Raw genomic sequence first — 23017 nt, forward strand, 5'->3', positions numbered from 1 at the left:
ATTACCGACCTGACCGATGCCAGCCCAACTATCCTCACTCCAGCATGACAGGCCTGCCCTTTTCCGGCAGGCGAGGTGGCTGACGATATGGCTGGCGATGGCATTGTGCTCGATTGTATTGCTATGCCTGCCAGGCTTGGCACGCGCACAAGGTGTGCCACAGCCCTTTCCATTGACGGTACAGGGGATCCATCATCTCGGCGATGGCGGCCAGCTGTTTTATGCCGACGACACGCCTCCGGCAGGCGAAACCAGCACGCCGCCAACCACGGCAGCCTTGCCGGCCTGGCTGGCCAGCTTGCGGCCGGCAAAGGAAGTCAATCTGTTCGGCGGCGCTTACTGGCTGTATGCGCAAGTGCGCAACGACAGCGGCGAACAGCACTGGGTGATCGACCCGAACGACACCCTGATCGACCAGGTGGCGATCCACATCTACGAACCCGACGAACCCGGAGTACCGCTGACCTTGCTGTCAGGCTACCAGCAGCAGCACGACTATTTGCTCCACTATGGCAAGAACGTGCTGCTGGAACCGGGCGAAACCTACCGCGTGCTGATCCGCTTTTCCAGTCCCTACTATGCGCGCGCGCCCCTGTTCGCCGTGACGCCACAAGAGACTTACCGCAAGCTGGTCGGCCGCGAAAACTTCCTGATGGAGGCCTCGTTCGGCGCCCTGCTGGCGCTGGGCCTGTTCAATTTCTTCATCTTTTCCATCACCCGGGAAAAAGCCTCGTTCTACTACGCGCTCTACGTGCTGACCTATGGCGTGGCCTGGGCCATGACCTTCCACGTCTTCGCCGACCTGTTCGACTGGCGCATGCTGAAGCTGCACTACGTGCCCTTCTTCCTGCTACCCGTCTTGAGCACCCTGTTCTATACACACTTCCTGCGCCTGGATGAATATTCGCCACGCCTGGCCCGCATCAGCAAAATCAATCTGATACTGCCGCTGCTGCTCTTGCCCAGCTGCTTTTTCGCGCTGCAATACGCACATGCGCTGGCCACCATTGCCATTACCATCTGGATGGTGCTGGCGCTGACCTGCGGCATCGTCGTCTGGCGGCGCGGTTACCAGCCGGCGCGCTTCTTCGTGCTGGCCTTCATCTCCTTGATACTGCCCGGCTTTATCATCCTGCCGGCCAACCTGGGCCTGATTCCAGCCATAGTCAGCAATGCCCAGCTGCTGACCCTGCTGGGCGGCACCCTCGACGGCCTGCTGCTGGCCTTTGCGCTGGCCGACCAGATCCGCGTACTGCGCAGCAATCTGGAGCAGCGGGTGCAGGAGCGTACCCAGGCACTCACCCTGAGCAATGAAGCGCTGCTGGCGGCCAAGGAACACGCGGAAGTGGTCAGCCGCCACCGCATCGATTTTCTATCAGCCATGAGCCACGACATCCGCACGCCGCTCGCTGGCGTGATCGGCATGCTCAAATTCGCCCTGCGCGACCAGTCAGTTCGCGGCCGTACGCAGGAATACCTGCGCATCGGCCTGCACAATGGCGTATCGCTGCTGACCATCCTGAACGACATCCTCGATTTTTCCAAGATCGACGCGGGCAAGCTGACCCTGGAAACGGTGGACTTCGACTTGCTGGCGCTGATCGGCGACGCGGCCGGCATCGTGCAGGGCCAGGCCGACGCCAAGAGCCTGCTGCTGCGCCGCGAACTGGCGCTGGACCTGCCCCGCTATGTGCGCGCCGATCCCACGCGCTTGCGCCAGATCCTGATCAACCTGCTGGGCAATGCGATCAAGTTTACGGCCAATGGCGAAGTGCTGCTGGAAGTGCGGCGTTGCCGCGGCGGCCAGCGCGGGCAGATCCACGATATCGAATTCGTCATCAGCGACACGGGCGCCGGCATCGATTCCGACACCCTGCCCCGCTTGTTCCAGAAATTCGAGCAGGCCGACCATTCCACCACGCGCCGCTATGGTGGCACGGGACTGGGCCTGGCGATCTGCAAGGAGCTGGTCGAACTGATGCAAGGTACGATAGGCGTGGAAAGCCGGGTCGGCATCGGCTCGCGCTTCCATTTCAGCCTGCCGCTGGCCGAAGGCATTGCGCCGCCGCCGGACGCCCGCCAGACTCTGCACCACGCGCGCCATGCCTGCCGCCTGCAAATCCTGTGCGCGGAAGATGTGCGCACCAACCAGATCATCATCGGCACGCTGTTGGAAGGCATGGGCCACGATGTGACCGTGGTGGAAAATGGCATCGAAGCGCTGCGCGCGCTGGCCAGCCACCGCTACGACTGCGTGCTGATGGATGGCCGCATGCCGCTGATGGACGGCGAGCAGGCCACGCGTTTGATACGTGCCGGCGGCAGCGACGATTATCGTGTTGCGGACGCCCAGGTTCCCATCATTGCGCTGACGGCCAACGCCAGCGAACATGACCGCCAGCGCTACCTCGATGCGGGCATGGACGACTTCCTCAGCAAACCGGTCGATGAAACGCTGCTGTTCCAGAAAATCGATGCGGTGATCGACCTGCTGCTGGCGCGCGGCCATGCGCTGCCGCCAGCTGTGCCAGCGCCACCATCCGAGCCGGCGCTGGAAGACGATGCGCTGGCGCGCCAGTTTGGCCTGGCTGACACAGAAGACGGCGCTGCCGCCAGCGACGGGCTACCGCCTGATCCGCTGACCCAGCCCGTGCACATCCTGCCGCTGGCCGGCCTGTCGCCGCAGCATTTGCAGCGCATCGCGCAGGCCTTTTTAGATGAAGCCCCGCGCCGCTTCGACCTGGCGCGCCATGCCGTCCGTGACGGCAATGCCAGCGCGGCAGCGGCCGCCTTCCATGCTTTGAAAGGCAGCGCCGGCTACCTGAGCCATCCGACCCTGCACAGCCTGTGCCACCAGATGGAAAACCTGGCCTCGGACGGGCAGCTCGACGAGGTGGAAGAACGGCTGCCGCAAGTGCAGGCGGCGCTCGATGAAGCGCGCCGCGATTTGGGCCAGCAAGACGTCTAGACGAAGGCTCAACGTTGAACGTTCAATCAAGGTAAAAACCCTTCGCCGCGCACCCATTCCAGGAACAATTGCGGCCACACGGCAGGCTCGCTGCCAGGTTTGCCCACCCCCCAGCCATGGCCACCCTGCTGGAACATATGCAGTTTGACGGGCACGCCTGCCTTGCGCAGGGCGTCGTGCATCAGCCGGCTATTTTCAGGTGGCGAGATCGGATCATCCTCGGCTTGCGCCAGGAAGGTCGGCGGCATGCGGGACGTCACCTGCAACTCCACCGACATGGCGTCGCGCTCGGCCCGCGTGGGGTGGGAACCCAGCAGTTCCTTCTTCGCATGCGTGGTGTCATAGGGCTTTTGCATGGTCAGCACGGGGTATAGCAGCACGGCGAAGTCAGGCCGCGCCGATACCGCATCGCTGCTGTCTACCGGCGCATACAAGAGCGCCGCCGGCCGGGCCGCCGTCATGCCCGCCAGGTGGCCACCGGCAGAAAAGCCCAGTATGCCGATGCGGGCAGGGTCGATATGCCACTCGCTGGCGTGCGCGCGGATCAGCCGCATGGCGCGCTGGCCATCCTGGAACGGCGCCGTCACGCCGCCGCCTTCTTGCGGCAGCCGGTACACCAGCTCGAACGCGCTGATGCCTTGCGACTGCAGCCAGGCCGCCGCCGGCCCGCTTTCCTTGCCCTCTTCGATATGCGCATAACCGCCGCCGCTGATCAAGAGCACAGCCGTCCCGTTGGGTTGCGCGGCGCGGTGCACGATCAGATACGGCTGGGCCACCTGGGTGATCGAGCCTTTGCCGGTTTCACGCTGGGGCCCGGGCGCCGCACCGCCCGGAGGCGAGCCTGGCCACAAGGGAATGGTGGCCGTTTGCTGCGCGGCGGCGCTGCCCAGGGCGGTGGCAAACAGAACAAACAGGGATAGACTTTTCATGCGCGCTCCAAAAAGACCAGGGACAGGGAAGCGCCATCATAACAAGCAGGCGCCAGGGAATATGTCAGCAAACTGTAACGTGCAGATGAAAAGTGCGCACCCTGCCAGCAGGCCACGCACCCGGTTTGCTCAGCGCTCAAAAATCCTTCTCGCCCTGGATCACGGCTGGATACCCCGTCATCGCGCGCGAGGTCTGCATGCCCGCCATCACGGCCGCTTCCACGCAGCCCGCGTTCAAGCCCGTTTTGATCCAGTCGCCCGTGAGGAACAGGTTGGCAAAGCCCGATTGCTCGGTCGCCAGCCGGTATTGCGTGCTGCCCACCACCGACATCACGTAGCGCTCGGATGGGTCGACGTTGGCGCGCCAGTACTGGCTGTCGAAGCGCGCCGGGCCGCTACCTTCTTTGGCGTCGATCAGCCATTGCCAGGGGAAGGCAACTTCCCGCGCTTCCGGCCACAAGGCAGCGATCTGCGTACTTAACTGGTGCAAGGCGCCCTGCTTCGCCCTTTCCGCGCAGCGGGCGGGGAAATCCGTGTCCGTCACGGGCGGATAGCTATCGATGGGAAACGCGCTGCAAAAATAAGACACGTTCTTCGGCTCCCGGCCCACCGGCCAGTCTTCGTGCGCCAGCAACTGGTCCATCGGCGCCCAGGTATCGTACGGTTCCGTGAAGGCCGACAGTACCGGCTGCTGGCCTTTCGGTTGATACACCCAGCCCATCTGCCTTAAATCCTTGTTCAGCCAGACCTGATAAGCCTGCGTGGCCACCGTTTTTACCTTGTCGGCCGCCAGTTGCAGGGCCGGGCTTTGCTCCAGCAATTGCGGGCACAGGGCCGGCAGCGAGCCGATGGAAATGCCGAACACCACCTTGTCGAAATCGACACCCTTCTGCAACACCGTCACGGGCAGCGGCTGGCCAAACGCCTGCTGGTATTGCTGCGGCCAGTCGCTCCAGTACGATTCCAGGTTGATGTCTTTTGCTTGCAGCAGGGCCGCCTGCGCTGGCTCGATCTGTGCGTAATCGGGTCCGCTGGGCCAGCAGGCCAGTCCCTTCACATCGACCAGCGGCGCGTAGCCGGCAGCCGTATCCCTCAGTTGCACCTGCTCGGTGATGCGGATGCTGTCGATCTCGCCGTGCAGCGGCACCAGCTCTTCCACGCGCTGGAAGAACCTGAACTTGACGCCGCGCTTTTGCAGCACTTCGTACAGCGGCGTAAAAATCGTGTCGCCCATGCCGGCCTGCATCTTGAACATGATGCCGCCCTTGTAGGCCAGGCCGATGCGCGCCATCGCCCGCAGCAGGGTGCCCGCCTCGATATTGGGCTTGCCGAAATCGCCGCCTTCGTAGGCAAACACCAGGTCGTAAAAGCCGCGCACGGGCGCCGAGTTGACGCTGAACTGTTCATCGCCGCCATGCTTGCGCAGCCAGGCGCGGAAATCGATATCGTTGATGACATCGAAGCCGTGCTTGAACACGCCGTCTTCAAACATGCCCTTCATGACCGTGATGCCCAGGTCCAGGCAGGTAAACAGCCGGCGCAAGGTATCGTCGCCATCGATTTTGCTGCGGTAGCGCAGGCGCAGCCAGGTACGGATGCCGCTCAGGCTGCTGGCCAGCAGCTGGTGGCGGGCCACGTCGTGGCGTCGCGAATCAGGCGCCAGGTCAGCCACCAGCGCTACCAGCGCGCCCACCGACAAGCCCACGTCCAGCCCCAGTTCATCCACCTTGCCCACCGCCTCGTCTGCCAGGCGGCGCAGCCAGGCTGGCCAACTACCATTGTTATCGCTGGTCGTGGCGACCCGCGCATCGGCCGCAGCCACCTTGCGGATCTCGCCTATCCACTGTTCGATCCAGCCCACCATGGCCACCGCCATCTGCCATAGGGTGATGTCTTCGCCACCGACACCCGGCTCGCCCGGCAAGGTAGGGAAAACGATGGACCAGTTGCGCCAGCCGCCCTTGACGTCTTCCGACAAGGCCACGTAATCGTGCTGCTTGAAGGCGTCGCGCCAGGTGGCCAGCGGCGAGCCGGCTGGCCGCTGCAGGCTGGCATAGGCTTCCTTGATCATCCTGAAGGCATTGGTGTAGAAGCCGAACCAGATATGCAGGCCGTGTTCCTCGATGCGCTGGCCGATGGCGGCATTGCGTCCGCTGGCGCCCTTGCCACCGAGGCGCCAGCCCAGCTGGTACACCGTGATCTCGCGCTCGTTTTGCCAGCCCGGCTGATTGGTCAGATAGTAGGCCGCCGTCATGGAGGCCACGCCACCGCCAAGGATGACGATCTTTTCCGGCGCGACGCGTGAATTGTCGACCAGTTCTTCGCCCGGCATGGCCGTGAAGTCAAAATTCACATTGAAGGGCAAAATAGCCTGCTGCGGTCCCAGCTTCAGGCCCAGGGTGTCATTGAGCGGAAAACTGTCGAAGGCGTGCAAGGTGCATTCGTACTCAAACCCAAGCAGGCGCGCGCTGTGCAGGCGGTTGATGGTAGCCGGCGCCGCCACCAGCGCCTGGTACACGGCTTTCACGCCCGCGCTGTCGGGAAATTGCTTGAGGAAGATCTGGTCGATACGGGGATTACGCAGCAGCGACAAGATATCCTGCCAGCCAGCTGCATCCATATCGAAGAAATCCGGGATGGACAAAAAGATCTTGAACGCCTGTTCGATGAGTTCCAGGAAACTGTTGACGGGCTTGTGCGGCCCCTTTTGCACGGTAGCATTGACTTCCAGCAGCGGATGCAGCGCCAGCTTCGTTTCCGGTGAAAAATGCTGGAAACCCTTGGCCGCCACGGAACAGCGCAGCGGCTCGCTGCCGGCGGCGGGAATCTCGTATTCGCACAGGTATTTCGGGTAGCCGAACAGCTCGCGCCCGTTGATCAGGGCCATCGCATCGTCAACAAAAATATGGCAGGGGTACCAATAGATTTGGGCCAGCTTGCCCTTGGCATCCATCTGGCCCACCATGATCCAGGTCACGATATCGACTTCCGTGATCCAGCCCTTGGCCTGGTCGACCGGGTTGGCGGAATCGGCGTGATTGACCCGCGTAAAGGTCAGCATCACATAGGGCGACAAGGCCTTCAAGGTCATGTGCTTGCCCGCTACCTGGTTCAGGGTGGTGTTGACAGTCGCTTGCAGTTTCGCCAGGTCTCCCTTGACGAAATAACCATACATTTCAGACTGTTTCAATTGCAGCGGCGAATGCATCATCACCGAACCGCCCTGGTAAATATAAGAAGGTCTTGCCGTCATATCCCACCCTTGTTTTGATTTCAATCAAACAATGTTCTCTTAGTGTGCCAGAGAATGAAAGATTAATGATATGAAATAAATTAAACAATTTGCCAATATGCATAGGCTCAGCAATGGAAAGCGGGACGGCACCCTGAAGGTCCCGGGTGTAGCATGGACACCTGACAACTTTCACTGCGCAATGATAATGAAGACGACGGAGATGATCACGACCGACTATGTATCCACGTATTCTGGCAACCGTTTTTATCCGCTGCGGCCGCATATCGACAAGGTAGCCATCGAAGATATCGCGCACGGACTGGCTTACCAGTGCCGCTTCAATGGCCAGACGCAAGTGTTTTACTCGGTCGCCCAGCACAGCCTGATCGTGGCCGAACTGGTGCCGCCGCGACTCAAGCTGGCGGCCTTGCTGCACGACGCGGCCGAAGCCTACCTGGGGGATATGGTGAAACCATTAAAAGTATTGCTGCCGGAATTCGCCGCACTGGAAGACAAGGTCAGCGCCATCATTGCAGCCACCTATGGCCTCGACTTTTCCGATTACGCCCCCATCAAGCGGGCCGACCTGATCGCGCTGGCGACAGAAAAGCGCGACCTGATGCCGCATTCCGCCGAACGCTGGGCTTACCTTGACGGTATCGCGCCCTTGCCCGGTATAATTGTGGCCATGGATCCCAGTGTCGCCAAGCAACATTTCTTGCAATGTTTTGCGCAGTTGCAGGGCCAGGGCAGCGATAGCACGCTAGTGTAGATCCCATGACGCCGCACCCAACTCATCAGCCTCCAAAGCTAAGTCCGCGTTTTTACAGGACTTTTTTAGATATCCACAGCAACTGTGGATAAAGTTGTTGATAAACCCCTCTTGACAAGCCGCAAAGCCAGTATTAATGCGGCTTTCAACAATTTGCTGTTTTCACAGGCAATATTTTTACTGATTAAAATCAATGACTTGCAACGTGGATTTTGCACGAGAACAAAGTTTCGCCAATTCATGAAAAATATATTTTTCTGTGCATAAGCAAGCACCAGGTCAGGCACCGGCAAGCCCCCTCGTACGCTTGCCTGCACCTTTTTGAGAAAGCGTGCACACTGACATGGTGCGGGTCTCACACCGCATGATCACTGTGGGGAGAAGCATGAACGCCAATACAGAAAGCGCAAGCGCCGCCACGGCGGCTGACGATCCCGACTGGCTGGTGGACGATACCCTGCCCGGCAGCGGCGAGATCTCGGACTCGGCCCAGGCAGCGGCACCATGGCGCGTGCTGATCGTCGACGACGATGTCGACGTGCACGTGGTCACCAAGTTCGCCCTCAGCCAGGCCAGCTTCCAGGGACGGCGGCTCAGTTTCCTGCACGCCTATTCAGGCGCCGAGGCGCTGGCCGTACTGCGCAGCACACCCGACGTGGCGGTGGTGTTGCTCGATGTGATCATGGAAAGCCAGGATGCGGGCCTGCACGTGGCGCGCAAGATCCGCGAAGAATTACATAACAGCAGCGTGCGCATCATCCTGCGCACGGGCCAGCCGGGGCAGGCGCTGGAGCACCGCATCATCCTCGACTACGATATCAATGATTTCTGGTGCAAGACCGACCTGACCACGCGCAAACTGTTCACTACCGTCATCTCCTCGCTGCGCACCTACGCCAGCCTGCGTGAAGCGCAGCAGCAAGTGGCGGAACTGGAGGCCGCCCTGGATCAGCAAGCTGATCGCCACTGATTTGAGCAGCGACTTCTGGTTAAAAAAATTGCACACTGGATGGGCATACAGTCCTGTCTTGCTCACCATCTGCGCCTTGCGCATAAGCGGCTAAACGCCCCGTTTTGATCAAAATCATCTAAGTGGCGGATTGTTAAGCTATTTTTCAGATATCCACACGGACTGTGGATATCTTTGTGGATAAGGGCCTATTGACAGCCCTCAAAGCCACAGCCAGTGCGGCTTTCAATAAACTGCTCAATCAAACAGCAAAAATAAAATCATTCAAAATCAAAGACTTACAAAATCACAGATAATCACAGCAAAATTATTTCGCGAATTTCGCTAACCCATCATTTGTGCATAACTAAGCCACAATGATCAATCCGACAACTGTTGATTATGCTCTGCAGCAACATTCATTGTCAGTGCAGCGCAGCGCGTCTGCGTTCTGGCTGCAACAGCACCCGCTCGATCAATTCAGGGTCGATATTGTATGACTTCAGGTATTCCAGCGCGCACAAGGTACTGAACGCTGCCTGCACGGCGATACCCATATTGACGATGTCGCACATCTTTTGATTGGTGCGTGCATGGGGCATCAACTTGCTAACCGGCATATGCAATGTTTGAGAAGAACTAGGCATGATGGGCTTGCTCCTGCAGAAGGGAAAGGCGGAAGGAGTGCCCTGGTGCATGGCATACATGGACCAGCGCGTGAAAGACAGCGAAAGTATTGCCGATAAATTCTCGATGTCAATGACAGGCAAACATGAAGCCCGACTTTTTCCACACGGACTCTTCAGGAAACCGCACGCTGGAAAAACCGTGGACAAGCGCGCGCTGGCGCAGCGATAATCGGGCATGCACCCTCCTCTGCCATCCCCCACAGTCAACGCGGCTAGCAGCGACACTGAGCCCGCCCTGCGTCCCCGGCCAGCCTCGCTTGCCGACCTGTTTTTCTCCTTTACCTGGCTGGCCCTGCAAGGGTTTGGCGGCGTGCTGGCGGTGGTCCAGCGTGAACTGGTCGAGCGCAAGCGCTGGCTGACCCAGGAAGAATTCCTGGAAGACTGGGCAGTGGCGCAAATCATGCCCGGACCCAACGTTGCCAACCTGTCACTGATGGTAGGCGGCCGCTATTTCGGACTGAAAGGCGCCCTGACGGCACTGGCCGGCATGCTGGCCGCGCCGCTCGTGATCGTGCTGATACTGGGCGTGCTGTACACGCGCTTCGGTGCTCACCCTCAAGTAATCGGCGCGCTGCGCGGCATGGCCGCCGTCTCGGCTGGCATGATAGGCGCTACCGGATTGAAACTGGCCGCCGCGCTGAACAAGCATCCGCTGCCGCTGTGGCTGACCGTGCCGATCAGCGTGCTGGGCGTGCTGATGGTAGCCATCTTGCACTGGCCACTGTTCTATATCCTGCTGGGCCTGGGCGGCCTGGGCTGCGTGCTGACCTACCAGAAGCTGGCGCCATGAACCCGCCGATCCACCTGGTGCTCGGCACGGGAGACTGGCTGAGCCTGTTCGGCCACTACCTGATGCTGTCGCTGATGTCGATCGGCGGCGCCATTTCCACCACCTCCGAAATGCACCGTTTTTTGGTGGAGCAGCATGGCTGGCTGACGCAGGCCCAATTCAATGAATCGGTCGCCATCGCCCAAGCCGCACCGGGCCCCAATGTATTGTTCGTCGCGCTGATGGGCTGGAACGTGGGGTTGAACGCGGGCAGCTACGCAGCCGCCTACCTGGGCGTCTTCGTCACCATGGTCGGCATCATGTTGCCCAGCACTACCCTGACCTATGTGGCGGCCCAATGGGGCTACCGCAACCGCGACCTGCGCGGTGTGCGTGCCTTCAAGCAAGGCATGGTGCCCATCGTCATCGCCCTGCTATTTTCCACCGGCATGATCCTCGGTGGCGCCAACCACAATCCCGGCACCGACTGGCCGCTGTGGACCTTGTCTATCGTTGCCGGCCTGATCATCTGGCGCACGCGCATCCACCTGCTGTGGCTACTGGCGGCGGGCGCCGTACTGGGGTGGTTCCAGCTGGTGTAATGTTATTGACTGAAAGCAGGCCATGGACGGTATCTTCACAGGATTAATCCAGCCCGCCAGGCTCCTGAACCAGGGAAAGACGCTATTGCTTGCTTGGCGCCCCTCGCAGCCGGCGCCACCCCTTGCGTCCCAACGGAAACAGCAACACAAAGGCCAGCAGCCACGGCAGCATATAGGCCAGCGCCGTGATGGCGTTGGCCACACCTTCCGACAGGTTGTCCGTAAAATTGCCCAGCGAGCGCTTGACGGGCGTCCAGAACGATTGCTTGCCTTCCGCGCTGAGGGACACGTTCAGCAAATCTGTGTTGATGCGCTGCATCAGGAGCGCATCGGCCGCCGTCGCCTGTTCCAGTTCCGCCTGCACGGTGGCCAGCTCTTTCGTCACCTTGATCAGGGCGTCCACATCCTTGCCCGAGCGCTTTTCCAGTTCCTGCAGCTGCGCCTGGTACTGGCGCAGCATGTCCAGGCGCTTGCGGCTATCGAGCACGGGGCGGCCCAAATCCTCCACCTTGGTGCCCTGGCTGGTCACTTCACCTTCCTTGCCGACCAGCGCCATCATCTTTTTGATGCCGTCCGGCTTGGCCCGCAGGCTGATGCGCGCGTGGACATAACGCCCGCTGGCGATGCTCGAATCGAGCAGCAGGCAGCTGTTTTCCGTATCGGCCTTGCAGGCAGCGATGACTTTTTGATACAGGGGCAACATCTGCGCTTGGCCCGTTGCCACGTCGATGCTGTGCTCATAGGCAAGGAATTCATTGCCTTTGCGCTCATCGATCACGCGCGTTTCGACCGCTTGATACGGGCCGGACTTGCCGCAAGCAGTCAATAACAAGCTGACAGCGACGGTTAAGACAATTTTCCGCATTTCCACTCTCTTTGATTTTTATAAGGATAATGTCCGCATGACAAGCATATGAAAATGCCAAGCGGAGATTTTAGTCGAAACAATAGAAAATCCATCGTTTCCTTGCGAAAAAACAAAAAGAGTGGGCGCCAGGCGCGGGTTGCGCGAGGGGCGGCGACTTTGGCACAAGCGCTCTAGCTGGTATCATGCGGGCAACGCCAGCCGGCCAACGCGGTCCGGCCCATGCAAGACCTTGCGAAGCGGCCACGCCACAGGCGCGCCGCCGACGCCACCCTACAGATCAGAGAAACGAGTATCCCATGAACGCATCATCGTCCCATCCCTCATTCTGGCGCAGAGTCCCGCTGGCTTTCGGCGCCTTCTTCAGCGCCCTGTCCGACGCCGCCTATGCTGCCCGCGTGGAAAAACTGTCGCTGCCCGAAGTTGCACCGGTAGCGCCAGTGGCACCCGCGCCTGCACCGGCACCCGTGCATGTTCCTGCGCCTGCTCCCGTCATATTAAAAGAAGCCACGCCAGACGCCGCCCTGCAATTGCTGGCCCTGCTGCAACGCGAAGCGCGCCTGATCGACTTTACGCAAGAAAACCTGGGCAGCCATGCCGACGCCGATATCGGTGCGGCAGCCCGCGTGGTACACGAAGGCTGCGCCAAGGTCATGCGCGAATACTTCACCATCGAAGCCGTGCGCCAGGAAGCCGAGGGCAGCCGCATTGTCTTGAACGAAGGTTTTGACTCAGCCAGCGTGCGCCTGACAGGCAACGTGGTCGGTTCGGCCCCATTCAAGGGCACATTGAGCCATCGCGGCTGGCGCGCGTCCAGCGTACGCCTGCCGAAACTGAGCGAGCAGCACGATGCAGCCATTCTGGCGCCAGCCGAGGTGGAACTGTGAGCGACATCAATAACACCAGCGCACGCTATGCCATCGGTATCGACCTGGGCACCACCCACAGCGCCCTGTCGTATGTGAACCTGAGCGAGAGCGATGGCGAAAAGTCCAGCCATGGCGTGCTGAAAGTGCCGCAATTGTCGGCCCCGGGCACAGTCGAAGAACTGTCGCTGCTGCCATCATTCGTCTACCTGCCGCACGCCGATGAAGTGGCTGCTGGCGACCTGGCCCTGCCCTGGGTCACACAGGAAGCACAAGCCCCCTTCGTGGTCGGTGAAATGGCCCGCAGCCGTGGCGCCACCACGCCGATCCGCCTGGTGTCGAGCGCCAAGAGCTGGCTGTGCCACCCAGGCGTGGACCGCCGCGCCGCCATTTTGCCGAGCGACGCGCCGGCAGAAGTGGCGCGCATTTCGCCGATCACGGCGGCTACCCGCTACCTGACACATTTGCGCCAGGCCTGGGATAACGCTCATCCGCAAGCGCCGTTCGCGGAACAGGAAATCACCGTCACGATTCCCGCCTCGTTCGACCCGGCCGCGCGCGAACTGACAATGGAAGCGGCGCAAGCGGCCGGCTACACGTCCCTGACCCTGCTGGAAGAACCGCAAGCAGCCCTGTACAGCTGGATCCAGACCAGCGAAGGCCGCTGGCGCAAGGACGTCAAGCCGGGCGACATCATTTTAGTCGTCGACGTGGGCGGCGGCACCAGCGACTTTTCGCTGATCGCCGTGCTCGAACGCGACGGCGTGCTGGAACCGCACCGCGTGGCCGTGGGCGAACACATCCTGCTGGGTGGCGACAATATGGACCTGGCCCTGGCCCACCTGGTGGCGCGCAAGCTGGCTGCCAATGGCACCCAGCTCGACGCCTGGCAAATGCGCGCGCTGACCTATGGCTGCCGCAGCGCCAAGGAAAGCCTGCTGGCCGACAGCGGCCTCGATACAGCCCCCATCGTGGTGCCCAGCCGTGGCTCGAAACTGATCGGTGGCTCGATCCGCACGGAACTGACGCGGTCCGAAGTATCGACCTTTATTCTCGACGGCTTCTTCCCGCAGGTGGAAGCATCGAGCCGCCCTGCCGTGCGCACCCGCGCCGGCCTGACGCAACTGGGCTTGCCCTACGCGCAAGACGCCGCCATCACGCGCCACCTGGCAGCCTTTTTGGGCCGGCAAGTGGCGGCGACCAATGAGCTGGAAGGCTTTGCCGGCCGCCAGTCGCAAGACGCCACCTTCTTGCATCCGACCGCCGTGCTGTTCAACGGCGGCGTCTTCAAGTCCGACCTGCTGGTACAGCGCATCATGGCCACCGTCAACGACTGGCTCTACATGGAAGGCGCGGAACCGGCACGCATGCTGGCCGGCGCCGACCTGGACCTGGCGGTCGCGCGCGGCGCTGCCTATTACAGCTACGTGCGGCGCGGCCATGGCGTGCGCATCCGCGGCGGCACGGCCAGCTCTTTCTATGTGGCGATCGAATCGGCCATGCCGGCCATCCCCGGCATGGAACCGCCGATCCAGGCTCTGTGCGTAGCGCCATTCGGCATGGAAGAAGGCAGCGAACTGGAACTGCCAGGCCAGCAATTCGGCCTGGTGGTCGGCGAACCCGTGCACTTCCGCTTCTTCGCCTCGTCCACGCGACGCAACGACCAGATCGGCGACCTGCTGGACTTCTGGGGCCCGGACGAACTGCAGGAATTGAGCGAAATCCAGGCGACCCTGTCCGCTGAAGGCCGCCAGGCCGGCGACGTGGTGCAAGTCAGGCTGCACGCCCGCGTGACTGAAGCTGGCACCCTGGAATTGCTGGCCGTTTCCCTTGACGGCGCCGAGCGCTGGAAAGTGGAATTCGACGTGCGCGGCACGCCGCAGCAATAAGCATGGGTAGCGCAAAGGGGCAGCCGGACTATCTGGTCGGCATCGACCTTGGCACCACCAATACGGTGGTGGCTTATGCCGACGCCAACGATCCCGCCGCAGGCATCCGCCTGTTCGAGATCGAGCAACTGGTGGCGCCCGGCGAAGTGGCGCCGCGGACCCTGCTGCCCTCCTTGCGCTTTCACCCTGCCGCTGGCGAACTGGCGGCAGGCGACGTGCCCTTGCCATGGCTGCAGCAAGATCTGGCGGGCGTCGATCAAGCGGTGCTGGGCACCCTGGCGCGGCAACTGGGCGGACAAGTGCCCGGCCGCCTGGTGGCCAGCGCCAAGAGCTGGCTGTCGCATGTCAATGTTGACCGCCAGGCGCCCATCCTGCCCTGGGGCGCCGATCCCGATGTACCGAAAGTGTCGCCAGTGTCAGCCAGCGCCAGCTACCTGGCCCATGTGCGCGCCGCCTGGAATCACCGCCACCCGCAAGCACCGCTGGAAGCCCAGGAACTGGTGCTGACCATCCCCGCCTCGTTCGATGAAGGCGCCCGCGCGCTGACCCTGGCAGCGGCGCGCATGGCAGGCCTGCCCAGCTTGCGGCTGGTAGAAGAACCGCAAGCGGCGTTTTATGATTTCCTGCACCGACGGCGCGCTACCCTGCATGCGGACCTGGCCAATACGCGCCGCATTCTGGTGTGCGACGTAGGTGGCGGCACCACCGATTTCAGCCTGATCGATGTCACATTCGACGGTGAAGAACCGCAGCTGGCCCGCACCGGCGTGGGCAACCATTTGATACTCGGTGGCGACAATATGGACCTGGCGCTGGCCCACCTGGTGGAAACACGCATGGCCGCAGGTGCCGAAGACGGCATGCGTTTGTCCGCCGCGCGCTTGTCGCAGCTGATGGAACGCTGCCGCGCCGCCAAGGAGCTACTGTTATCCAAAGACGCGCCCGAAAAAAACACCGTCACCCTGCTGGGCGCCGGTTCGCGCCTGATAGGCGGCAGCCGCTCCGTCGACATTACGCGTGAAGAAGTGGCAGCCATGGTGGTCGACGGCTTTTTCCCGCTGGTGGAACAAGACGAGATCGCAAAGAAAGCCCGTACTGGCATCGTCGAATTCGGCCTGCCCTATGCCCAGGATGCGGCCATCACGCGCCATCTGGCCAGCTTCTTGCAACAGCACCAGGGCGAGCTGCCGGATACGGTGCTGCTCAATGGCGGCGTGTTCCGCGCCGATGCGCTGGCCCGCCGCCTGGCTGATACCCTGGCGCGCTGGCGCGGTGTACCGCTGACTATTCTGCACAACGACAATCCTGACGTGGCCGTGGCGCGTGGCGCCGTCGCCTATGCGCTGGCCCGCCGCGGCCAGGCGCCGCGCATCGCAGGTGGTTCAGCGCGCAGCTATTTCCTGGTGCTGGGCGAAGCGGGCAAGGATCACCGCGCCGTCTGTATCCTGCCGCGCGGCAGCGCCAGCGGCGAAGAGCTCAGATTGTCCGAGCGCGTCTTTGCACTGCGTCTGGGCCGGCCCGTGCGCTTCCACCTGGCGTCATCGACTTCCGCAGCAGGCGCCGCAGCCAAGCTGGGCGACATCGTCGATCTGAACGCCGGCGACTACGTACGCCTGCCCCCCATGGCCAGCGTGCTGCATGGGCACGATGGCGCAAACGACAAGCGAGAGATCACCGTACAGCTCGCTACCGTGATGACGGAAGTCGGCACCCTGGAAGTGCATTGCGTGGCACAGGAAGACAGCAGTCAACGCTGGCTGCTGGAATTCCAGCTGCGCACAGAACAGCAAGATGCTGCCAGCGAGGCGGAAGCAGCATCTCCCCGCCTGGCGCAGGCGCTGGAGAAAATCGACCGCATCTTTGGCGGCAAGGCGCAAAAAGTCGAAGCCAAGGAAGTGCGCCAGCTGCGCCAGCACCTGGAACAGGGCCTGGGCGCACGCGAACAATGGCCCGCGCCCCTGCTGCGCCAGCTGTTCGACGCCTTGCTGCAAAGGGCCAAGGGCCGGCGCCGTTCGGCGGACCATGAAAAAGTGTGGCTGAACCTGGCCGGCTACTGTCTGCGCCCCGGTTATGGCGAACCGCTCGATGACTGGCGCATGGAACAATTGTGGGCACTGTTCGACACGGGCGTGCAGCAGCACAAGGATCACCAGGTTTGCAGCGAATGGTGGACCCTGTGGCGCCGCGTGGCCGGCGGCCTCGCCACGGAACAGCAACTGCGCCTGCTCGACGATTTCGCTTTCAATCTGCAAGCCGATGCGGCGCAGCGCAGCAGCCGCCCCGTCACGCTGGTCAACGGCAGCGACGACGACATGCTGCGCCTGGGCGCCTCGCTCGAACGCATCCCCGGCGCCTACAAGGCTGAAGTGGGCGCCTGGTTATTGAAGCGGCTGGAAAAGTCGGCCAGCAAGATGGAAGCCGCCGATGCGCACAGCCTGTGGGCGCTGGCCAGGGTCGGCACGCGCCAGCCCTTCCACGGCAGCGCGCACGAAGTGGTCGCCGCCGACACCGTGGCCGAATGGCTGGACGTGCTGCTGGCGCTGGACTGGAAAAAAGTGGAACCCGCCGCCTTCGCCGCCGCCCACCTGGCCCGCATGACAGGCGACCGCTCGCGCGACATCGGCGACGCACTGCGCAGCACCGTCATCACGCGATTAAAAGCCGTGGGCGCACCGGCCACCTGGGTCACCATGGTGCAAGAAGTGGCGCAACTGGACGAAGCGGCTACCAAACGCATACTGGGCGAGGCGCTGCCGCCGGGCTTGAAGCTGATCAGCTGATCAACCCGCTTCAAACTGCCCCACATAGCGCGCACGCGGCCGTATCAAGCTTCCCGATGCAGCCTGTTCCATCGCGTGGGCGATCCATCCGGCGCTGCGGCCCAGTACGAATAAAGTCTGCGCGGCGCCACGCGGCAAATCCAGCGCATATTCGATGGCCGCCAGGCCGAAATCCACGTTCGCGGACTGGCCCGTCAAGGCACTGCCGGTGGCGGTAATCGCCAGCAGCGGCTGCAGTCTTTCCATCTGGGGCGCATGCTGCTGCAGCAAATCGAGCATCAGCCGGCCACGCGGATCGCCGGCCGGTTCCGGGTACAGGGGATGGCCAAAACCGGGCAGGATATCGGCAAAACCGAGGTGATCAGCCTGCGCAATGCGTTCGCCCAGGCCGACAGCGATATCGCCGCTGGCCATCACAAACTCGATCAGCTCGCGCACGCGCAAGGTGTCACCGCTGTGGCGCGGGCCGCTGACTGCCGCCAGTCCTGCTGTCAGGGAGCCGGGCAAGCCCACGCCCGCCGAGGTCACGCAGCGCACGGTAAAGGCCGACACATTCAATTCATGATCGGCGCAGGCCACCAGCGCGGCGCGCAGCACGGTATCAACACTGGTCTCCAATGCCCAGGCCATGCGGCATTGCACGTGCAGCGGTGCGCTGCCGATATCGGTGTCGAGCAGCGCGGCGGCCAGGATACGCATCCACTGCGCTCCCGTCAGATCGGGCATTGGCGGCCATGCGGCCAGCAGCGCCATCGCCCGTTCCAGGGGCAAGCGATCCCGCATGGCTTCGCGCAAGACAGGCCAGTGCGCCGGCGCCGCGATATCGGCGGCATGAAAGAAAGGATCGGTATCTGCGGCCTCCCACAACACGCAGGCCGTTTCTTCCAGGGTGGCATGGCGGGCCAGCGCCATTGCATCGCGGCCCCGGTAACGCATCACGCCATGTTCGATCTGGGTGATGCGCGATTCGAGCACCGGCGTACCCCAGTCTATCGCCTGCTGCGCCACATGGCCAGCCCGGCGGCCATCCTTGCGCCGTGCGGCCAGGCGCAAGACTTCATCGCGCGCATAATGCTTGCTGCGCTCACCATCCCTGGCGTGCGACGTCAGCAAGCCCCGGCTGACATAGGAATACAGGGTGGCCGGCGTCACGCCCAGCAACTGGCAAGCCTCGCTTGCGCTCACAGTCTGCTCGCTCATGGATTTTTCTTTATATCGATTGCGGGAATCAAGATTGACGCCCCGCTTACGCAATTTTAGACTGAATCATCACTTGAGGAGCCCATCATGACATTGAACACCACGCTGCATACACTGTGGACACTGGCCGAAAACGACACCGCGCCCTTGAACCGCCTGCGCTTTTCCAATACCGGCCTGTCCCTGCCTTCCACCTTCCATGTCGGCCCGATAGCTTCCGCCACGATAGGCGCGCAGGCGCTGATGGCGGCTGAAATCTGGCGTTTGCGCACAGGCCGCGAGCAGGATGTACTGGTAGACCAGCGCCATGCACTGGCCCAGTTCCGCAGCGAGCGTTACCTGCTGGTCGATGGCAAGCCGGCGCCTGATCCATGGAGCCCGATCGCCGGCTACTACCAGGCTGGCGATGGCCGCTGGATACAGTTGCACACCAATTTCCCCCATCATCACAATGGCGTGTTGAACGTCTTGCAATGCGCCGACAGCCGCGAGGCCGTGGCGGCCGCCATCAAGGATTGGAAAGCCGAGGAACTCGACGCACGGCTGGCACAGGAAGGCTTGTGTGCGGCAATGATACGCAGCCCGCAGGAGTGGCAAGCCCACCCACAGGCGGCAGCCATCGCCAGCTTGCCCCTGTTTGACATTGAGCGCGTCAGCGACACGGCGCCACTGCCCTTGCCTGCCGATCACCAGGGCCGGCCCCTGGGTGGCTTGCGCGTACTCGATCTGTCGCGCGTGATCGCCGCCCCCGTTGGGGCACGTACCCTTGCGCAGCACGGCGCCGATGTGCTGGCGATCAGTGCCGCGCATTTACCAAATATCCCGGCGCTGGTGATCGATACGGGGCGCGGCAAGCGCCCGGCCCAGCTGGACCTGCGCCAGGAATCGGAGCGCGAGCGCCTGCGTGAACTGATACGTGGCGCCGACATCTTTATCCACGCCTACCGGCCCGGTTCACTGGAAGCGCGCGGCTTTTCGACTGCCGAATTGCAGGCATTAAAACCGGGCTTGATCGAAGTATGCCTGTCAGCCTACAGCCATGCAGGACCATGGGCGCAGCGGCGCGGTTTTGACAGCCTGGTGCAATCGGCCAGCGGCATTGCCTGGGCCGAAGGCCAGGCCCAGGGGCTGGCGCAGCCAGGCAAACTGCCTTGCCAGGCGCTCGATCACGCCAGCGGCTATATCGCCGCGCTGGGCGCGATGGCAGCCTTGAAACGGCGCGCTGTGGCAGGCGGTGGCTGGCGAGTCAGGCTGTCACTGGCACAGACGGGCGCCTGGCTGCAAGCGATGGGGGCGGCGGATGGCGGCCTGGAACAGCCCGAACTGGGCGCGGAGGAAGTCGCGGCCTGGAGAGCCGAAACGGACTCGCCATTCGGCCGCATCAGCGCGATTACCCCCGCAGAGGAAATGGCGGACACACCACCCTACTTTGCCTTGCCGCCCTCGCCGCTGGACGCTTATGAGGCAAGCTGGGTCTGAGTCACTTAGGCTGGGCCAGCAGCAGGCGGCCCAGCGCCTCGAACGCGGGGATGGTGACCGGGTCGTTGGCCGCATTGGCGGCCGTCGGCGTGGAAGCATAGCGCACGATAACCATTTCCGCTTTCGGATCGATGTAGATGCGCTGGCCATACACGCCACGCGCCATATAGGCGCCATGGTCGTTATGCGTGACCCACCACATGTCGCGGTAGCTCCAGCCTTGCAGCAAATCGTAGCCGCCCTTGGCGAACAACTGCTTGTCGCCGCCACGGCGGATATCGTCGACGACCGCTTTCGGCACGATCTGTCGGCCCTGGTAGCGGCCATCGTTGCGCAGCATTTCGCCCAAGCGCGCCAGGTCGCGCAAGCCCGTATTCAAGCCACCGCCGGAAAATGGCGTGCCCGTCGAATCGACGGTCATATAGGCATCCTGCTCGGCGCCCAGGCGGCTCCAGATACGCTCGGACAGGTAATCGTTGACGCTCTTGCCCGTCACCCTGGCGATGATCCAGCCCAGCACATCGGAATTGACGGTTTTATAGCCGAAGGCCTCGCCATGCCGGCCCTGGTGGGCCACCGTTTGCAAATACTCGAAATAACTGCGCGGGCCCGTGTAATCCGCAGGTTTTGGCAGCGGACTGCCAGCCGCCGCATGCTGCCACACTTCGGCCTTGGGGTCGGCGTAGTCTTCGCTGAATTTCAGGCCGGTGGTCATGTCCAGCACCTGGCGCACGGTAGCGTCACCGAAGGCCGATTGCGCCAGTTCAGGCACATAGTCGGCCACCTTGCGGTTCGCATCGAGCTTGCCCTCGGCCACCAGGGTCGCCCCCAACACCCCGATCACGGATTTCGTCACCGACATGGCGCCATGCTGGCCGCTCTCCGACAACACGCCAAAATAGCGCTCATAAACGATGCGGCCACGGTGCAGCACCAGGATCCCGTCCGTGTAATTGGCGCCTAACGACTGCTCCCACGTCATCGTGTCTTTCGCGCCCAGCGGGGTAAAGCGCAGGCCGTCGATATCGCTGCGCAGTGCGCGCGCCAGCGGCACCGGCGCACCCAGGCCACGCGCCACGTTCACCGTCGGCATCAGCTGGCGAAAATGCGACACGCTCCAGCGCAACTGCGGGAAATTAAAATAACTGCCATCGTCGAAGCGGATGATTTTGTCGGCTGGCGGCGGCGCCCCCACCATCCAGCGCAAGCTGGCCGGATCGCTGGCAGCAGCTGATAGTGGTGGTGGAGTTTCAGCCGCCTGCACGGTACAAAACGATGCCAGCAGCAGTGTAACGGCCATACCTTGCAGGCCAGGAAAATGCGTCATGCCATACCCTCCTTGTTATACATCGACATACTCGAGCCATCGCCGTGCTACAGCAAGGCCACGATCAACAGGATCAGCGCCAGCGGCGCCTGCACCAGCACGATGCCGGGATGCGTGCGGCGCAGCTGCTGCCACACGTTCAAGCCAGCGACTTCCTCATGCGGGTGGTGGGCTTCGTCGCGCAGCGACATCGCATGCAGGAACATGCCCGCGATCAGTGGGCCGGGATTGACCCACCAGCCCTGCTCCAGCAAACCACGCGAGGCGTAAATCGCCAGCGCGGCGATGATGAAAGGCGAAGCCCATACGATCACCAGCATCACGCGGATGCCATAAAATTCAGCCAGAGTGCCCATGCGCTGCAGACGGCCAGCATCGTGGCCCGCCATGCGTTTATCGATGGCCAGTTCGGCCCTGCCGTACAAAGTCCACAAGCCGCCAAACAGGCAGCCGAGCAGCACGCCGATGACGATATCGGCCACGAACACTACGTATTTATTCACGTCGGCTGTGCCGATGCCCAGCGAGGTATAGGCAGCGGCGTGCAGGTGTAATCCGGCTTGTTCACCTTCGGCGGTCGTGTAGCGGTCGCGCACGTCGTAGGTGGCGCCGATGAAAACCACCTGCTTGCGCGGCGCATCCGCCGCCACGCCGGCGCGGCCATCAAGCAAGCGCACCCTGGCCCGCGCGGGATCCAGGAAGGCGATCGCCATGGCCGATGGATGAAACGGCGCCGTGACCGCATTCTGTTCGGCCGCATCCTCGGCGTCCCCATGGATGACAGGCTCGAAGGCCCAGCGCGCCAACTCCTTTTCACTGCCCGTACGCTCGGCCAGCTGGCAGACGCGGTTGGCCAGGCCAGCCACTTCCTTTTGTTCAGACAGGGCAGCCGGCATCGGCTGCTTCTGCTCCTGCCCTTGCGTACCATGCGCCAGCTCAAACGCCACGGCCGCCAGCACCGGGCTTTTTACTTCGATGCGCGTGACGGCGCCCATGCGTTCGCGGATCTGCGGGCTGGCGAAATGCACGCCGGCCGCGCAGCGTGTCCTTATCCAGCTTAAATTCGTGTTCTGGTCGGACTGTTCGGGCAAGATCAGCACCAGCTGATGGCCGTCCCTGGCCAGCGAGTCAAGCACACGGTCCAGCGGCCGCCCGCCAGGCAGTTGTTGCTCGTACACGGCAGGCGCCAGGTCCAGATCGATGGCCAGCACCTGGCTGCCACGCTGGGCCACGCTGGCCAGCAACTGCTCCAGACGCGTGCTTTCGAGCGGTTCGCGTTCCTTGAACACCTGTTCAAATGCAGGCTGGTCGATTTCAATGATGCCAGGCCGGTAAGCGCGCCCCGGGTCCGCGCCCTTGCGCAGCAGCTGTCCCTGTTCGGCACTGGTGCGCAGCATGGCGGCGTCCAGCCATTCAAGCACATGAAAACCTTCCAGCGCCAGCATCAGCGCGGCGATCAGGCTCGCGCCGATTACATGGTGCAGCAAGTGCGTGCCGGTCAGCTTGAACGCCGATCCGGCCTGGGCGACAGGCCACAGCAAACGCCGTGCAAGCGTAGGCCGGGCATGGTCTTGCTGGTCAGGATAGTCTGGACTCACTGTGCATCCCCTCACGCCTTGATGTAATCGATGTTATCAGAGAAGCCAGACGGGGCCGGGCACGCTAGACGCAGACCAGACTGAGACGATCGTCTCATCG

At 62.5% G+C, this 23017-nt stretch carries 17 protein-coding genes; 10 read left to right on the forward strand and 7 right to left on the reverse strand.

Annotated elements, in window-relative coordinates:
* The first annotated feature begins 97 nt into the window (after positions 1-97).
* Entirely contained in the window at positions 98-2968 is a 2871-nt protein-coding gene (locus HDE75_RS13485) for a hybrid sensor histidine kinase/response regulator (protein WP_183677186.1), read from the forward strand.
* A 26-nt stretch (positions 2969-2994) separates the two neighbouring features.
* On the opposite strand, the gene HDE75_RS13490 is transcribed toward HDE75_RS13485, so the two are convergent.
* On the reverse strand, positions 2995-3897 hold the full coding sequence (locus tag HDE75_RS13490; RefSeq protein WP_183677185.1) for an alpha/beta hydrolase: 903 nt from the start codon (positions 3895-3897) through the stop codon (positions 2995-2997).
* Between the two features lie 136 nt (positions 3898-4033).
* Positions 4034-7150 carry an NAD(P)-binding protein gene (locus HDE75_RS13495; RefSeq protein ID WP_183677184.1) on the reverse strand — a complete coding sequence of 1039 codons (3117 nt, stop codon included), beginning with the start codon at positions 7148-7150 and terminating at the stop codon, positions 4034-4036.
* A 202-nt stretch (positions 7151-7352) separates the two neighbouring features.
* Between HDE75_RS13495 and HDE75_RS13500 the strand changes: the two genes are divergently transcribed.
* Positions 7353-7904 carry a phosphohydrolase gene (locus HDE75_RS13500; protein ID WP_183677183.1) on the forward strand — a complete coding sequence of 184 codons (552 nt, stop codon included), beginning with the start codon at positions 7353-7355 and terminating at the stop codon, positions 7902-7904.
* 385 nt (positions 7905-8289) lie between these two features.
* A complete protein-coding gene (locus HDE75_RS13505) occupies positions 8290-8874 on the forward strand; it encodes a response regulator (RefSeq protein WP_260174034.1) in 585 nt (194 codons plus the stop codon).
* A gap of 404 nt (positions 8875-9278) precedes the next feature.
* Here HDE75_RS13505 and HDE75_RS13510 read toward each other — a convergent pair whose 3' ends face one another.
* The gene (locus tag HDE75_RS13510) at positions 9279-9500 is read right to left on the reverse strand and encodes a hypothetical protein (protein ID WP_183677182.1); all 222 of its coding nucleotides are present in this window, start codon (positions 9498-9500) and stop codon (positions 9279-9281) included.
* On the opposite strand from HDE75_RS13510, the gene HDE75_RS13515 reads away from it, so the two are divergent.
* Genes HDE75_RS13515 through HDE75_RS13525 form a run of 3 tightly spaced genes read left to right on the forward strand, consistent with a single transcriptional unit; the run spans position 9499 to position 10913 of the window.
* Complete coding sequence (locus HDE75_RS13515) at positions 9499-9711, forward strand: hypothetical protein (protein ID WP_183677181.1); 213 nt, start codon at positions 9499-9501, stop codon at positions 9709-9711. The two genes, HDE75_RS13510 and HDE75_RS13515, sit on opposite strands and share 2 nt — an antisense overlap.
* Positions 9712-9717: 6 nt before the next feature.
* On the forward strand, positions 9718-10332 hold the full coding sequence (locus HDE75_RS13520; RefSeq protein ID WP_183677180.1) for a chromate transporter: 615 nt from the start codon (positions 9718-9720) through the stop codon (positions 10330-10332).
* Positions 10329-10913, forward strand: a complete 585-nt coding sequence (locus HDE75_RS13525) for a chromate transporter (protein WP_183677179.1) — start codon at positions 10329-10331, stop codon at positions 10911-10913. The genes HDE75_RS13520 and HDE75_RS13525 overlap by 4 nt, the downstream gene beginning before the upstream one ends.
* A gap of 82 nt (positions 10914-10995) precedes the next feature.
* Here the strand turns inward: HDE75_RS13525 and HDE75_RS13530 are convergent, their stop codons facing one another.
* Entirely contained in the window at positions 10996-11778 is a 783-nt protein-coding gene (locus HDE75_RS13530; protein WP_183677178.1) for a DUF4349 domain-containing protein, read from the reverse strand.
* A 299-nt stretch (positions 11779-12077) separates the two neighbouring features.
* Here HDE75_RS13530 and HDE75_RS13535 point away from each other — a divergent pair, with 299 nt between their 5' ends.
* The 3 genes from HDE75_RS13535 to HDE75_RS13545 are packed head-to-tail and all read left to right on the forward strand — an operon-like array spanning position 12078 to position 17313.
* Positions 12078-12665 (forward strand): DUF2760 domain-containing protein, encoded by a 588-nt coding sequence (locus tag HDE75_RS13535; protein ID WP_183677177.1) that lies wholly within the window; start codon positions 12078-12080, stop codon positions 12663-12665.
* Positions 12662-14533 (forward strand): Hsp70 family protein, encoded by a 1872-nt coding sequence (locus HDE75_RS13540; protein ID WP_183677176.1) that lies wholly within the window; start codon positions 12662-12664, stop codon positions 14531-14533. Before HDE75_RS13535 ends, HDE75_RS13540 begins: the two co-directional genes overlap by 4 nt.
* Before the next feature lie 2 nt (positions 14534-14535).
* Positions 14536-17313, forward strand: coding sequence for an Hsp70 family protein (locus HDE75_RS13545; protein WP_183677175.1), 2778 nt, complete (start codon positions 14536-14538; stop codon positions 17311-17313).
* Here the strand turns inward: HDE75_RS13545 and HDE75_RS13550 are convergent, their stop codons facing one another.
* Positions 17314-18513 carry a citrate synthase family protein gene (locus HDE75_RS13550; RefSeq protein ID WP_183677174.1) on the reverse strand — a complete coding sequence of 400 codons (1200 nt, stop codon included), beginning with the start codon at positions 18511-18513 and terminating at the stop codon, positions 17314-17316.
* A gap of 87 nt (positions 18514-18600) precedes the next feature.
* Here HDE75_RS13550 and HDE75_RS13555 point away from each other — a divergent pair, with 87 nt between their 5' ends.
* On the forward strand, positions 18601-19992 hold the full coding sequence (locus tag HDE75_RS13555) for a CoA transferase (RefSeq protein WP_183677173.1): 1392 nt from the start codon (positions 18601-18603) through the stop codon (positions 19990-19992).
* Between the two features lies 1 nt (position 19993).
* Here the strand turns inward: HDE75_RS13555 and HDE75_RS13560 are convergent, their stop codons facing one another.
* The gene (locus HDE75_RS13560) at positions 19994-21319 is read right to left on the reverse strand and encodes a serine hydrolase domain-containing protein (protein WP_183677172.1); all 1326 of its coding nucleotides are present in this window, start codon (positions 21317-21319) and stop codon (positions 19994-19996) included.
* 47 nt (positions 21320-21366) lie between these two features.
* Positions 21367-22917, reverse strand: a complete 1551-nt coding sequence (locus HDE75_RS13565) for a CHASE2 domain-containing protein (protein ID WP_183677171.1) — start codon at positions 22915-22917, stop codon at positions 21367-21369.
* Positions 22918-23017 lie beyond the last annotated feature (100 nt).

Source organism: Janthinobacterium silvisoli, from assembly GCF_014200725.1.
Classification (GTDB): Bacteria; Pseudomonadota; Gammaproteobacteria; order Burkholderiales; family Burkholderiaceae_D; genus Janthinobacterium.